Annotated in this window: 15 protein-coding genes; 3 read left to right on the forward strand and 12 right to left on the reverse strand. The window is 37.3% G+C overall.

The window, feature by feature from the left end:
• Window positions 1-275: 275 nt before the first annotated feature.
• From PR834_RS02825 to PR834_RS02850, 6 genes are all read right to left on the reverse strand, one after another.
• Complete coding sequence (locus PR834_RS02825) at window positions 276-485, reverse strand: hypothetical protein (protein WP_094963080.1); 210 nt, start codon at window positions 483-485, stop codon at window positions 276-278.
• A 324-nt stretch (window positions 486-809) separates the two neighbouring features.
• Entirely contained in the window at window positions 810-932 is a 123-nt protein-coding gene (locus PR834_RS02830) for a hypothetical protein (RefSeq protein WP_256372542.1), read from the reverse strand.
• A gap of 30 nt (window positions 933-962) precedes the next feature.
• Entirely contained in the window at window positions 963-1,403 is a 441-nt protein-coding gene (locus tag PR834_RS02835) for a YcgN family cysteine cluster protein (RefSeq protein WP_004254930.1), read from the reverse strand.
• A 20-nt stretch (window positions 1,404-1,423) separates the two neighbouring features.
• Window positions 1,424-2,080 (reverse strand): fumarylacetoacetate hydrolase family protein, encoded by a 657-nt coding sequence (locus tag PR834_RS02840; protein ID WP_272536407.1) that lies wholly within the window; start codon window positions 2,078-2,080, stop codon window positions 1,424-1,426.
• 19 nt (window positions 2,081-2,099) lie between these two features.
• Window positions 2,100-3,188, reverse strand: a complete 1,089-nt coding sequence (locus PR834_RS02845) for a lytic murein transglycosylase (protein WP_094963082.1) — start codon at window positions 3,186-3,188, stop codon at window positions 2,100-2,102.
• 48 nt (window positions 3,189-3,236) lie between these two features.
• Window positions 3,237-3,506, reverse strand: coding sequence for a YcgL domain-containing protein (locus PR834_RS02850; RefSeq protein WP_004254941.1), 270 nt, complete (start codon window positions 3,504-3,506; stop codon window positions 3,237-3,239).
• A gap of 129 nt (window positions 3,507-3,635) precedes the next feature.
• On the opposite strand from PR834_RS02850, the gene minC reads away from it, so the two are divergent.
• From minC to minE, 3 genes are read left to right on the forward strand one after another with little or no spacing between them, the layout of a single operon-like run.
• Window positions 3,636-4,337: a septum site-determining protein MinC gene (gene minC / locus PR834_RS02855; protein ID WP_094963083.1), complete on the forward strand. Its 702-nt coding sequence runs from the start codon at window positions 3,636-3,638 to the stop codon at window positions 4,335-4,337.
• A 23-nt stretch (window positions 4,338-4,360) separates the two neighbouring features.
• On the forward strand, window positions 4,361-5,176 hold the full coding sequence (gene minD, locus PR834_RS02860) for a septum site-determining protein MinD (protein WP_004254944.1): 816 nt from the start codon (window positions 4,361-4,363) through the stop codon (window positions 5,174-5,176).
• A 3-nt stretch (window positions 5,177-5,179) separates the two neighbouring features.
• A complete protein-coding gene (gene minE / locus PR834_RS02865) occupies window positions 5,180-5,461 on the forward strand; it encodes a cell division topological specificity factor MinE (protein WP_004254951.1) in 282 nt (93 codons plus the stop codon).
• 125 nt (window positions 5,462-5,586) lie between these two features.
• Here minE and PR834_RS02870 read toward each other — a convergent pair whose 3' ends face one another.
• From PR834_RS02870 to fadD, 6 genes are all read right to left on the reverse strand, one after another.
• On the reverse strand, window positions 5,587-6,360 hold the full coding sequence (locus PR834_RS02870; RefSeq protein WP_164561037.1) for a TonB family protein: 774 nt from the start codon (window positions 6,358-6,360) through the stop codon (window positions 5,587-5,589).
• Between the two features lie 65 nt (window positions 6,361-6,425).
• Entirely contained in the window at window positions 6,426-9,425 is a 3,000-nt protein-coding gene (locus PR834_RS02875; protein ID WP_262960679.1) for a TonB-dependent receptor domain-containing protein, read from the reverse strand.
• An 18-nt stretch (window positions 9,426-9,443) separates the two neighbouring features.
• Window positions 9,444-10,856: a surface lipoprotein assembly modifier gene (locus PR834_RS02880; RefSeq protein WP_272536408.1), complete on the reverse strand. Its 1,413-nt coding sequence runs from the start codon at window positions 10,854-10,856 to the stop codon at window positions 9,444-9,446.
• Window positions 10,857-10,943: 87 nt separating this feature from the next.
• Entirely contained in the window at window positions 10,944-11,687 is a 744-nt protein-coding gene (locus tag PR834_RS02885) for a Slam-dependent surface lipoprotein (protein WP_262960677.1), read from the reverse strand.
• Window positions 11,688-12,129: 442 nt separating this feature from the next.
• Window positions 12,130-13,251, reverse strand: a complete 1,122-nt coding sequence (gene rnd / locus PR834_RS02890; RefSeq protein ID WP_272536409.1) for a ribonuclease D — start codon at window positions 13,249-13,251, stop codon at window positions 12,130-12,132.
• Between the two features lie 84 nt (window positions 13,252-13,335).
• Window positions 13,336-15,024 (reverse strand): long-chain-fatty-acid--CoA ligase FadD, encoded by a 1,689-nt coding sequence (fadD, locus tag PR834_RS02895; RefSeq protein ID WP_096863690.1) that lies wholly within the window; start codon window positions 15,022-15,024, stop codon window positions 13,336-13,338.
• Between the last annotated feature and the right edge of the window lie 377 nt (window positions 15,025-15,401).

A 15,401-nucleotide genomic window follows, 5' to 3' on the forward strand; every position in this document is an offset into this window, starting at 1 on the left:
TGTTTATTATAACGGAATGAAACTAATATAAACTGTTTTTTATTCATAAATAAAACAACATCGCATTTAATGTTCAAAACTTCATCAACAATAGTCAATAAATTACTTTAGTCTATCAGCATTATTACTTAAAATTTCAACTGTCAGCCTGCCATGTTTACCTCTAAGAGTAATTATTGGCATCTTACTTATATCTATCAATATCTGGATTATATCAAATAATACTAGCTAACATTTTATGACTATATATCTATTTGTAAGCCATAAAGCCTATTTTACTTCCGTCTTTTATTGTCAAATAGGACAATTAAAACACCACAAAATGCGACTAACAAACTACCAATAATATAATTCTGTCTATCAAATGCCAGGCCCATATCTTTCACACTTTCCCCATAAACAATAGGAATACTTACATCCATATTGTAAGAAATAATCGCAGTAACGAGGCCAATAATTGTGAGTACCACACCGAATGTTTTCATTTCCATCCCCCTACATTTGTATTTACTAAAAATAGATTAGCGAAGTATCTTGAGAAAGGCAAAATGAGAGGTCACAAATTACAATGTTTTCTTAAATAAAAAATGTTGTAATTTAAGCCATAGCGGGAAAATACTGGTTAATGATCAATTATAAAGATAATTTTTTATGCACTTAAAGTTTTAAGTCAGAAAAACTCGTAATTAGATGTAATATGAAGTATTAATTATAAGTATTCTTATTATTAATAGGATAAATAATCACACCCAGTTTTAACATGATGATTATTACTGTCTACTTTTATTCAAAGCACTATAATACATCGATTAAAATGTATAAAACATCATCAATGCCGCTTGGCTAAATTTTTCAAAAAAAGAAATCATCGCAGGCAAAATAGCAATATTTAGAATGGCAACTAAGCCTACTGTTAGTAACGAAATTTCCATAATAATTTATTGTATATTGAGGATTTATTACTATCCCTTACCCATAGGCCTATTCATTATGTGTTCTTCCCAGTCCACCACATCAATTTCTCTGACTGCAATATGGCGAACGGACACACCTTCATTATGCATCGCCGCTTTGGACCCTGTTTTTAATGGATGCCAAGCTGGGAGAGTTTTCCCTTCTAATAACAAGCGGTAAGCACAAGTACTTGGCAACCATCCAAATGTTTCTAAGTTATAGCGATTAAGCTTTATGCAATCCGCTTCATAACTGAAGCGGTCTTCATAATGCTTACACTGGCAAGTTTTTAGATTTAGCTGATTACAAGCGACATTAGTGAAATAGATTTCATCAGTATCTTCATCCATTAACTTGTGCAAACAGCACTGCCCACAACCATCACAAAGAGATTCCCACTCTTCATCTGTCATTTCATCTAAAGTTTTAACTTGCCAGAACTGCGACATAATACTTATTAATCCTATACTTAAATAACCCGAGTAGTCAGCGAGTGATCATTAATTGATAATTTTAGCATATCACCAGAAGCTAATGGGCCAACACCTTCAGGTGTTCCCGTTAAAATAACGTCCCCTGCACGCAATGTGAAAAAACGGGACATATAGCTAATCAGTGGTAAAATTGGGGTGATCATATCACGCGTCGAGCCCTCTTGGCGAACTTCACCATTAATTTCTAAAGAAAGCTGAATATTTTGTAAATCATTCGGGCTACTAACAGGAATAAAACCCGAAATTGGGCATGACCCGTCAAATGATTTGCTTTTTTCCCATGGCTGACCAGCTTTTTTAAATTTAGCTTGTAAATCACGTAAGGTTAAATCCAATGCAACTGCATAACCTGCGATAGAGCGTGATACACGGTCTTCATCCGCATTTTTTAATGGCATACCAATTAAAATTGCCATCTCAATTTCATGATGAACAGAACCAAAGTCTTTTGGAATAACAACTGATTGAGTAATGTCACACAAAGCAGTTTCTGGTTTAATAAAAATAACGGGCTCTTCCGGTGTAGCAGACCCCATTTCTTTTATATGCTTTGCATAATTACTACCAACACAAACAACTTTATTTGCAGGAAAATCAAGTAACGCACCTTGCCAGTCACGATGTTGATACATAATAGTACTCCTATTATCGTTATTTTATTTTATTAGCGATACCATCTGCCATCATGCATACGCTCAATGCAAAATAATATGAGCGGTTCCAATGCATAATGGTACGGAAATTTTCAGTCACTAAAAATGCCCTGCCTTCAGGGTCATCAGGGATAACCACCCACGTTTTTACGTCTGAAGGTAACTGAGCAAATGCAGGTAATGCCACGCCTAGTTCCTGCCATTCACTGACAGATTTCCCTTGTTCCGCTTTTACGCCTTCCAACGTTTTATTAAAATCTGCAGGTAAATTAACTTGGTAACCCCATGGCAATTGTGCTTGCCAACCTTCTGTTGACAAATAATTAGCGATGGATGCAAATACATCAGATTTATTATTCCAGATGTCCATTTTTCCATCACCATCACCGTCCGCTGCGTAGGACAAATAGGAGGTTGGCATAAATTGACTTTGGCCCATAGCACCAGCCCATGAACCTTTAAGTTGTTGATCTTCTGGAATATAGCCTTTATCCATTATCTCAAGCGCAGCTAAAAGTTGTTTGCTAAAAAGCGCTTCTCTTCGCCCCTCAAAAGATAATGTCGCAAGTGCTGAAACCACATCCTCTTTACCCTGTGAACGTCCAAAACCACTTTCTAGTCCCCATAACGAAACAATGAACTGAGGTGGAACGCCATATTTATCACTGATAGCATCTAGAATGGATTTGTTTTCTAAATATTTGTCATAGCCCGCATTGATACGTGATTGTGGGAGTACATTTTTTAAATAGCTTGCTAATGTAACCGTCGCCCTTTTCTCTGGTTGGCCTTTATCTGCTTTCACAACACGCTCAATAAAATGAACATTAGCAAAAGCACGTTCAATGGTGTCTGGCTTAATCCCCTGAGTAATAGCATGTTCTTTCAGTAATTCCACATAAGCAGGAAATTGTGACGGTTCACGTTGTTCAATAGGGAATGCTTTGTCTAAAGCAACGACTTCTTGGGCTATAGCCGCATTTTGTTCTACTGTAATCGGTTGAGTAACAACTGATTCGTTCTGCGTTGCAGAACAACTTGTTAAAAACAAACCAGCGACTAATGTATATAATAACGTTGGTTTCATTCGTCTCCTCCAGAGTGTTATTGCTTTTCAGGATTTTCTTAATTTGCTCTAGTTATTCAGTTCTTTGTGTTCTGAAAGCAAATTTTCCACCGGAGGTGGGAATTGTAGGTAATAACCAACCTCTATGAGATCAGATTTAACCTTTGCCAAGTCAGCATTGGCAAGCTTTTCACGCTTATCTAATGAGACGAGCATAGCAAATTGAGGTGTTCCAAATTGGGCTAATAATTCATCAGGAACACGTGAAAAATCATCTTTCTTCTCAATATAAAGATAAGTTTGGTCACGCTTAGGGCTTCTATAAATTGCACAAATCATTATATTTAACTCTTTTTCTTAGTTCATTAGCTTGCTTGAAGTATGCAGTAACTATAACATGCTATTGTTTTACAGAATATCTTCACCCGAGGATTGTTTCGGAAATTTTAATTTGCTGAGTCTGGATAGATGCCACAATCGCCAATAGAACTTAAAGGCAGCAGTTTTACTCTTTCAGTTATTCACTTATACAGTGAAGAGCCTAAACTCATCAAAAAATCGCTGCAAGATAAAGTAAATCAGGCTCCTGATTTCTTTAAAAATGCTCCTGTCGTGATTAACATCGCTGAATTATCCCCAAATGCAGATTTACAGAGTATTCATAAATCTGTTATTTCTGCGGGATTACGTATTGTTGGTATCAGTGGGTGCACTGACCCACAAATGCGACAAAAAGCAAACGATGCGGGTTTACCAATATTAAGCGAAGGTAAAAGCCAAAAACCTGTTGAAATTCAGCCTGAACCCCCGGCTGCTGTAGTTCAAGCTGAACCTTTATATCGTAAAACTCGTATTATCAATACCCCTGTTCGTTCTGGACAACGTATTTATGCACCAAATAGTGATCTGATCGTCACAAGCAATGTTAGTGCAGGTGCAGAACTATTAGCAGATGGTAATATCCATATTTATGGCGTGATGCGAGGCCGTGCATTAGCTGGAGCCTCCGGCGATATTGAAAGTCAGATTTATTGTACTCATTTGCAAGCTGAGCTGGTTTCAATTGCAGGTGAATATTGGCTGAGCGATCAAATCCCTGCTGAATTTCTCGCCAAAGCAGCTAAACTTTGTTTAGTTGATAACAAACTTAACATCGAATATTTAAATTAGACCTTATTTACAAGGAATTATTCATGGCACGCATAATTGTAGTGACTTCAGGTAAAGGTGGCGTTGGTAAAACCACTTCAAGCGCGGCCATAGCTACTGGCCTGGCACAAAAAGGGAACAAAACTGTAGTGATCGATTTTGATATCGGCCTACGTAACCTTGACCTTATCATGGGGTGTGAACGTCGAGTAGTCTATGACTTCGTAAACGTTATCCAAGGTGATGCAACCCTTAATCAGGCTTTAATCAAAGATAAGCGCACCGAGAATTTATTTATTTTACCTGCTTCGCAAACACGCGATAAAGACGCATTAACTCGTGAAGGCGTTGGCAAAATTCTTGACGAATTAAGTGACGATCTTGGTTTTGATTTTATTGTTTGTGATTCCCCCGCAGGTATTGAAAGTGGCGCCTTAATGGCACTATATTTTGCTGACGAAGCTATTATTACTACTAACCCAGAAGTTTCTTCTGTTCGCGACTCAGACCGTATTTTGGGTATTTTAGCGTCAAAATCACGCCGCGCAGAAAAAGGCGAAGCACCAATTAAAGAACACCTATTGCTAACACGCTATAACCCAGGCCGTGTAACGCGTGGTGATATGCTAAGCATGGAAGATGTTCTGGAAATTCTGCGTATTCCTTTGATCGGTGTTATTCCTGAAGACCAATCTGTACTGCGCTCTTCCAACCAAGGCGAACCCGTTATTCTGGATACAGAGTCTGATGCAGGCCAAGCCTATGATGATTGTGTTGCACGTATTTTAGGTGAAGATCGCCCTATCCGTTTCATTGAAGAAGAGAAAAAAGGTTTCTTAAAACGCCTATTTGGGGGGTAAATAATGGCTTTATTGGATTTCTTTCTGTCGAGAAAAAAAACGACAGCGAATATCGCAAAAGAGCGATTACAGATCATCGTTGCAGAACGCCGCCGTGGTGATAGCGAGCCCCCATATCTTGCAGATATGAAAAGAGATATTTTGCAGGTTATCTGTAAGTATGTCCAAGTTGACCCTGAGATGTTATCAGTGCAATTTGAGCAAAAAGGGGATGATATTTCTGTTCTTGAACTAAACGTTACGTTGCCAGAAGGTGACGACATAAAAACGACAACAGAAAAATAATTCGTGAAAGAAAGCCGCTGTCTAACTTTTGTTTCATGCAATAGCTTGCGGCTTACTTTTTATGATTTAGCCCAATTAATCAAATGGTTACATGATGATTTCGCTAAAGGAAAAACCTATTCCTTTTATAATTCAAATTTAATTTCCATTGTTATCAGTTTTTTTAAACCTTCTGGCGGTGCTCCTACTGAGCGGCTTTTCTGTACAGCTGATAACGCAGCTTGGTCGAGCGTATTATGTGTTGAGGAATTAACTATACGCACCATCGTAATTTCCCCTAATGAGGAAAGTTGAAAACTTACTTTTACAACTCCTTGGATATTGGTATTTCTCGCTTTTCTTGGGTAACGTTTATGTCGTTCAATTTCACTACGTAATTTATCAATATAGCTTTGATAAGTTGAATCTATTGCATTTCCTACCGAGGTCGTCCTTTGTGCTCCCTTCTGGCCTGCCGCATTAGATTGATTATCGTTTTTCCCCACATGCTGCTCTTGTTTTACATCATCATTTTTTTCACTTTTTTGTTGCGGCTCTTTCTGCTGAGTAACCTTTTTATTAGTTTGTTTTTCCTCTTTCTGTTTGATGACTTTTTTCTGATCATCAGAAATTTTATTTTCATCGCTATGTGAACTTTTTTTATTAGCAACTTTAATTACTGCATTTTCATTTTGTTGTGATTCAGCAAGTAAGCCCCCTGATAGCTTATTATTTAATATTGTATCGTTTGCTTGCTTTTCAATTACATTTTGCATCAATGAAACAGAAACAATAGCTGCTTGTATTGGTGTATAAATTTGTGCAGAACGTGTTTTTTCTATACTTAAACAATAAAAAACGATGCCAAAATGGAATAATAAAGAAACCATAACAGCAAAATTAAAACGTAAAGTAAGCATTTTAATATCCCTAACAACCCTTCGCCAATACTAAAATACAGCGGCATCAGCGAAGGGGATCCCTTTTAGAAGCGACTTGTTACATTGAAACGTATAGTCCTACCCGGTGCAGGCATCATGCTGCGGGTTAATGGGTCTATGTAATATTCATCAAATAAGTTTGTGGCTAATAATTCAAATGATAGGTCTTTATTAAACTGATAATTAACATAAGCATCAGCGGTAAAAACAGCATTCCAACTCATCGGGTCATTGTTTAATGGCGCATACTGGTACGGGTATTTATCCATCATTTCCGCTTCATCTTCATTTTTTGCTTTGCTGTGATAACGCATGCGGCTACCCACTTCTAAACGTTCATCTAAGAAGCGCAAGCCTAGGTTGGCATGAATGCTGTACTTAGGTTGCAATTGAGTACGCAAATAGCCGCCAGGGAACCCTGCTGTTGTACACTCTGAGCCACCAAATTGGTTATAGGGATCCATTACCATCAATGACACTTCATCACAAACTTCATTTTTTAAGCGGTAATCCACACCTAAGTCACCGAATACCCAGCCATTATCATAACGCGCCAACAGTTCCAAACCGGCCGTGTTATGTTTATCAACCTGCGTAAAGACTAACCTGTAGTTCCTATCAAATGCGTTTGTAACAACCGTGTTATAGTAGTTTATGCGTAAATCAGCATGATTTTCTGCCGCAACCAGTTCTTGGAAATTACGCACATATCCCAGTTCTATCGTATGGCTGCGTTCTGGCAAATAAACCGGTGGCGTGTAATTCGGCTCTCTTCCTCCCGAAAAACCAATAGTGTCTTCAAAGATACTTGGCATCCTAACGGTTTCTAAATAACGCCCAAATATTCGATCATTCTCTGTTAAATAAATTGTTGCCCCTAATGCCGGAGCCCAAGCTGATTCTTCATTTCTTTTTGGCGCTTTAAATTTTTGGTCGTTTGTGAACATCAATTCATCATTTGTGCTATTTGTTACCCCTATTTTTTTTGCTATTAATCCTGTTACGGGGTCTATAGCCTCTTCATTTAAGTCAATTTCGCCATTATAGAATGGATTATTTTTACGTATAAACCTATTATTTTCATCAACTTTCCATTCTGCTGTGTGGTTCTGCTCAAAAATTCTATACTCTCGTTTTTTTCCTCCTGGAGTTACTATTTTCCCCTTTATTATAGTAGAAGAAGGCATTGACAGTGCTTTTTCAACTAACCGAGTCTGAGCATATAAATTATTTTTTAAATCATTAAACGTTCGCCCTTTATCATCCACATATTTTTGTACTAATTGATACTCTTCTGAAGTTAATATACGAGACAAGCTATATTTTTTAGCTATTATATGGCTATATGGTGCATAATTTATATCTTTAGCCGCAATGCGTCTCTCTTTTAATAAATCCCTTGACCAGTAGCTAATATATTGAGCCCCCGCATTCAGACTTAACCAATCAGTAGGCTGCCAATCAAAGCGAATAGTCCCATTATATTCTCGACGCTTACCTTCCCTTGGGATAGCTCGGAACATGTTACCCTTTGGGCTAGAATCCGAATTAAAGATATCTTCACGGCTACCAATAGTTTCATCAATTAAGCTTCCCATTAAAGTCACTTTAAATTCAGGTGTAATTTGAAATTTATTCGATAATGAAACACCATAGCGATCGTTTAGTTGGTTTAATTTAATCCCATCAACTAAGGTGCCATTGATAGCAGGATTTTTAGCTACATTTTTATCTCGACCAAATTCATAATTCCAATCCCTTTCCACTGGTTCCCTAGGTTGGCCACCTGCGGTATTTGAGTTTAAATTAGTTTTTGTCAACCAATAGCCTAATCGAAAGTCAATCCAACCAATGGACTCAGGTTTGAACGAATAATTGGCGTAAAAAGTATTTAACGCCAAGTTAGCTAAAGGCCATTGTGGAATTTTTCCCTCTAAATCATGATAACGAATTTGCGATGGCATGATTTCGCCATAATGACTTGATGTATGCATATAACCAAGGGATAAGTCCTGTGAATTAGGTAGCATTAAATTTAATTTAGCTAACCATGTCGACATTTCATTTGATGTATTCGCCACCTCTTTATTTGGCCCATAAATCCTAGCTACGAAGGGCATATATGGGTCTATCGCTTTATTTGGGTTATTAGGGTCATAAGTAATGATGTCGTCATAAAATTTACCCGCCCCTCGGCGCCCAGCAAAATAATTACCTTGGTTGCGATAGCTGTATGCTAGCATCAAATCAAACTTTTCTTGCCGTGTCCCAACGGCAATACGCGCTGCGTTATCTTGCAGATTAAAAAAATTAGCATTACCTTTACTACGAGGATCAACAAGCATTTCGTGATCTTTAAAATAAATCCCACGAAACTTCTGCATGTCTAACGTATTCAATAGCCGCTTATCATCACGGTAATCTATACCGTGGCTTAATTGATTAACCCTCGGTTTTGTCGAGTTACTCGATGTTTCTAATTTAATATCAAAACCAAACTTGTCGTATTTATCCACAACGTCATCAATGCCTAGCGTTGTTATGGCAACTCCTCCCCCCGTCGATGTACGCACATTGCGGTCTAGTGTTGCACTTTTCATTACCTTAATGCTACTAATCATATTCGGGTCGATATAATTACGATTATTCGCCCCATTATAACCACGCCAAACAGTGATAGCTTGCTCTGTACCATCTACAGTCACTGGGACACGCCCTTGCCCCTGTATACCCCGAACATTGGGGTCTATTGCCCCGCTATTACGGGCATCTCCACTATATACCCCTACTGCATGGTTAATAGTGTCTGCGGGGTTAGTACCTTTATAACGATCAATTTCTTCTTTACTAATGTAAATATTTGATTCATCTTTATCATATTGGTCATCCGCCCCTTTTCTATCACGCTCTTTGATTGTGGCCGCTTTATCATTTACCACAATAGAACCGATGTTTTCACTTTGTTGTGCATAGACTAAGTTTGTAATATTGCCAATAGATAACCCTGTTGCGATATTAATGGCTATCACTGTTTTGATTTTCATTATCTGTTCCGGTGAAAATTAAAATTTCTTGGTGAAATTGACACCGACTTCACTTTGCTTAAAAGAATAAATAATATCTGCAGTACTTTTATTCACTTGGCTATTAAAATAAATAGAAGGCGTAAAAGTTAATATTTTATTTTTATCAAATGTTAATTGGGTATTTAAATACCCATTATGATCTTTTCTTTTTACATTCAAAAATGCATCAAACTGTTCAAAATTTGTTTGCTTATAACCTATCGCAACAAGTAGATCACACAGTTCGGTTACTTTTAGAAAACCCGCCCTAACCCCATACTGTACATAGCTATCACTATCGTATTGCTTTTTTCTATTGGCTCCATAAAAACTGCCAAAAACCATTAATCGAGGGTTCACTAAATAGGTACCAGTAACTGAATAAACCCATTTATCGCCGTTATTGAAACTATATTTATAAGGGTACGTTTTATTTTTATATTCAATATCACTTAGAAATGTTACTCGACGGCTCAATGTGTATTCTGCCGCTATTTTCCCCCCAAAGCTTAAATTATAGTATTGGTTATCATGCCATTTAGCTTCAAGGGTAGGCTGTATATAGAACTTTGTATTCGCGTTATCAAATTGATACCCCCCAGTAACATATATATTCGTTTTTCTAGCCGTGACTGTTTTCATTGGCTCCACCCCAACCACACCTAATGAGAGTACCGCTGAGTGGTTTCCTACTAGAGGAAAACGCTTTGATAGTTTAGTATAATAATGCCACTTTCCACCAGCGATAGACTGGTTACTACTATTCATACATTTACTACGAAAACAGTACATCTCACGGCTATTTGATGCTTCATTTAAATTAAAATCATAACTTGAGCCTAACTTAATCGTACCTTGCCAACGATTTTTATTTTCTAAATCTATTATTTGACTTTTAATAAATTTAGTTAACCCATTTGATATTCTTTCTTTATATTTAACTTTGATATTTTGATATATTGATAATGCTGATTCATAGTGCTTAACATAAGTCAGTGCTTGTGCAAGTTTTAACTCAACCAATAACATATTAGGCTTGTGAATTAAAATCTCATTATATAGGCTAATTGCTAAATCATACTGTTTATTTAAAACTGCCCTTTCTGAATGAATATATTTAACCAATTCTTTATCGTGGTCTTTATGGTCAACGTAATTACCAATAATTTCATTTATTTTGTCAAAATCTTGTCTCTGAATGAGATCATAAAGAATAAAACCAAGTTCGTCGATATTTTTTTCACTATATTTAACATTATTTATTTCTGATTGATGTTTTTTGTTACTATAATCTTTTAAATTACCGATAACTCCTCCTTTTAGCTCTTGAGCTGACAATACCGAAGGGAGAGAAAAAAGTAATAATAAACTCAAATATATTAAATGTGTTTTTTTATTAAAAAATAACATGATTAGGCTACCATTTTAATGACAAAAATAAAAAAGTAGACAAAATCACTTTTGCCTACTTTTTTTAGCTAATTATATGTTCAGTAATTATTCGTCTTTCTGGCCACCAAATGCCGTGTCTAACTCACGGTTATTCTCATAAGAGAGAATACCTGCCACTTGTTCTGCATTATCACCAAAGAGTTGCCCCATACTATCACCTTGGTGTATTCCATTGGCAATGGCAGTACCACTAAATTTACCGTCTTCTTCAATAGCCCCTGCCATGGAGTGGCTATTTACTCCTTCTAATGCACCTGTATATGATTTATCCGCGAAGTCAGCATTAAACCAACCCGTCTGTTTTTCTTCACCTGCAAACTGGTTAATACCCGCTATAGTATAAGTCGCTTGGCCACTGGTTGGGACTTCTGTTGTTGCATTCGCACCGGAGAAATAAACCGTGTGCATTGCATCATCGGCTAAACCAGTTTGTGACCAGTCACCAAAATATACCTCGGCATCTGCAACCTGGCTAAATTGGAACTTGCCCATTCCACCGTGTGGGCTACCGCCACTTTCCAAAACATAAACATTGTCTGGCTTTTGCATTACCATGTATTTTAAGCCCGAAAATGATATGGTTTTACCCTCCTTCATAAAGCGAGAACCAATTCCCGGTGCGCCGATACTCCCCCCGTGAGGCCCCATAGTTGATTGAGTTTTATCGACAATAATATTTGTTTCATTATATCCATAATCTAAGCTTTGTTTTGATACCGTTTCTGCCATAACACCAACAGAAAATATAGACAAAGATACAGCGACTGTAATTAGTGATAATTTTTTCATTTATTCACCCTCTTAAATAGAAGTTTGAATTAGGTTGGTTTATTAACGAAACACATTAAATAAAAGATTATTCTTTCCTTTAATGTTCGAGATTCAGTATATGAAAATGATTTTTATTTACAAATGTAAGGGATATAATTCAATTTTTTATTATTAAACCATAAAAATAAAATAATCTTTTATTTTTTAGCTGGTTAATTAAAGACCCTATAATGGATAGTTTTATTTATTGCGTTTTACATTAAAGATTAATTGAATTTTTAAGAGTAATTACAAATTTTGAGTTAAAATAAGATAAATATACCCATAAATATATGTGACGTATATTTTTATAAGTTTATTGAATGAATAATAAATAAAAATGAAGATAAGATTGAAGATTATAAATAAGCTAAGCTATTTAAATAAGGTACAAGAAGCTCTCTTCTTGTACCTTAATATATTACTCGTTTGCTAATAACTTTGTAATGGGCTCGGCGAGTAATCGCCCTCTCCACCCCGATAACAGTTCAGGAGGTGTAACCGAAGATTTTAAACCCCAATGAATCGACAATAATTGGTTAATTTGCCGCCTAGAAGCCAATAGTTCTGCATTAAATTTTTCATTTTCAGCAATATCTTTGACCACCGCTTTAATTTCTTTAAATAAGCTTTTGTATTGGCTCTGTTCCGTAATATTCGCTACAGGTGTTGGGTATTCACTTTCTTCAAGTTGCTTTGCTTGCTCGACAATGGCTAACAAGCGCTTGCCATGGCAACGAATTTCCTGCCCAGTTAAGCCAAGTGCATCAAGTTCACCCAGAGAGCTCGGTAAATAACGAGCCACTTTCCATAGATGCTCTTCTTTTACTACAAAGTTAACTGCCATATCGCGGGCTTTAGCTTGGTTTAAACGCCATTCGGCTAATAATTGCAAACAAGCGAGCTGTTCATCACGTAGCTGCCATGCATTATGGATATTCATGTAGGCTTTTTCTGGCTTTAAGGCTTTTTGCCGACGAGCCACAACACGTTGACACTCATCTTTGGCATCTTCCAAGTAGCCCGCATCAGTCACTTTTTCCATTAGAATTTCAGCTAATGGCAGCAAATACAGCACATCTGCGGCTGCATAATCGCATTGTTTTTCGCTCAGAGGACGCGCAAGCCAGTCTGTCCGTGATTCACTTTTGTCTAGTTCAATACCTAAATGTTCAGCAACCAATGATGCAAAACCACAAGAAATTGGATAACCTAAAAATGCTGCCACAACTTGCGTGTCGATCATCGGCTCAGGGACACAATCAAAATCATGCATAAACACTTCTAAGTCTTCACTACCTGCATGTAAAAATTTAAGTTGCTCAGGATTCGTTAAAAGTGCTTTGAACGGGCTAAAATCCGTCATTAATAATGGGTCAATTAACGAAACTTGCTTTCCATCATATAGCTGTAGCAAACCTAGTTGTGGGTAATATGTTCGGGTACGAACAAACTCGGTATCCAAAGCGAGCCATGGTGCATTACTCGCCTCTTGGCATACTTGGGCTAATTCGCTATCTGTAGTTACTAAACGATAATTCAAAACAAGTTTCTCTTTGTTATTTTCATCACAATGACGCCGGCTAAAACCGGCGTCATCTATTTATAATTTACGACTAAACCACAATCATACTTGTGATTTTTCTCTTTGCAATTTTTCTTCATCACGTAGGTCTTTACGTAAAATTTTACCCACGTTAGATTTTGGTAATTCATCACGAAATTCAAATATCTTAGGGACTTTATACGCGGTTAATGAACGGCGGCAAAAGGTTTTTAGCTCATCACCCGTTAAATTCGCATTTTTCGTTACAACGAAAACTTTAACCGCTTCGCCTGTACTTTCACTAGGTACACCAATTGCAGCGCATTCTATCACGTCCGGATGTGCAGAAATGACATCTTCAATTTCATTTGGATAGACGTTAAAACCTGAAACGATGATCATATCTTTTTTACGATCAACAATACGAATATACCCTTCGCTATCAATTTCTGCGATATCCCCCGTCGCTAACCAACCATCCACTATCGTATCCGCGGTAGAATCAGGCCGGTTCCAATACCCTTTCATGACTTGCGGGCCTTTTACCCACATTTCGCCAGGCTCACCAATAGCGACTTCGTTGCCGTTATCATCAAGAAATTTAACATCTGTTGATGGAACAGGTAAACCAATACTTCCGCTATAACTGGTTAAATTATAAGGATTACCTGTAACTAGTGGCGCACATTCCGTTAACCCATACCCTTCGAGTAAATGTTTCCCAGTGAGCTTTTGCCATTTTTCTGCAACTGCTTTTTGAACAGGCATCCCCCCACCAACCGAAAGACGTAAACGCGAAAAATCCAGTTTTTTAAACTCTTCGTTGTGCAACCATGCATTAAATAAGGTATTAACCCCGGTAATTGACGTAACCGGATAACGTCCTAATTGTTTTACGGTGTCCGGTACATCTCTAGGGTTAGTAATCAATAAGTTAACGCCCCCTACAGTGATAAACAGTAAGCAGTTTACTGTCAATGCAAAAACATGGTACAGCGGTAAAGCGGTGACAACAAATTCAGCACCAAATTTCAGTACAGGCCCGTAAGCTGCCCTTGCCTGCTCAATATTTGCTAACATATTGCGATGAGTTAACATCGCCCCTTTAGCAACACCGGTGGTTCCACCTGTATATTGCAAAAAGGCCAAGTCATCACCAGCAATGTTAGGTTTAATATATTGCATACGATAGCCATAATGCATGGCACGGCGAAAGGAGATGGCGTCTGGTAAGTTATATTTAGGGACTAAACGTTTTACATATTTGACAACAAAATCAACAATCGTGGCTTTAGGACGTGAAAGCTGGTCACCCATACGAGTTAAAATGACGTGTTTCACTTTGGTATTGAAAACAATTTTTTCCAGTGTATGTGCAAAATTCGACACAATTACAATTGCGGTTGCACCGCTATCATTCAATTGGTGCTCTAGTTCTCTCGGGGTATAAAGTGGGTTGACGTTGACTACCACCATACCTGCTCGCAATATCCCAAACAGGGCAATCGGATACTGTAATAGGTTTGGCATCATTAATGCGACACGATCCCCTTTTTTAAGACCAAGTCCATTTTGTAAGTAGGCGGCAAAAGCGCGACTTCTCTCTTCAAGTTTCCGATAAGTCATCACTGCTCCCATATTAATGAATGCAGGTTGGTCGGCAAATTGAGAGACCGCATCTTCAAGTAACTCTGCTAGAGAAGCGAAGCTATCAGGATTGATTTCTTCCGGCACATCAGCAGGGTAATTTTTTAGCCAGATTTTTTCCAAAATGTTACTCCTGAATTTAGTGAAGTTATTATACTCAACATCTCTTTTAACAAATTATTAACTCAGCGTACCAGTTTGAAAAACAGACAATGTCAAGGTTGAGAGGTCTATCACTAAATAAATTTTGTTCCTTCAAGAAAAAACTAGGCGGACTAAGCCGCCTAGTTTGTCTTAAATTCGTTAAACAGATGTAAATCTGTACAAGATTGCCTGATTATACATGATTTTACGCTATTTTTGGAAAGGTTATCTCGCACTTAAGAAGGGATTTAATCTATTACATTAACCGAAGTCACTTTTGCTGGGATTAAATTTTAGCTAATACTTTTATTAAACACTCTTATTTATTAGCTCTTATTTAGATAATCTTTTTATGG

Source organism: Providencia sp. PROV182, from assembly GCF_028480325.1.
Classification (GTDB): domain Bacteria; phylum Pseudomonadota; class Gammaproteobacteria; order Enterobacterales; family Enterobacteriaceae; genus Providencia; species Providencia hangzhouensis.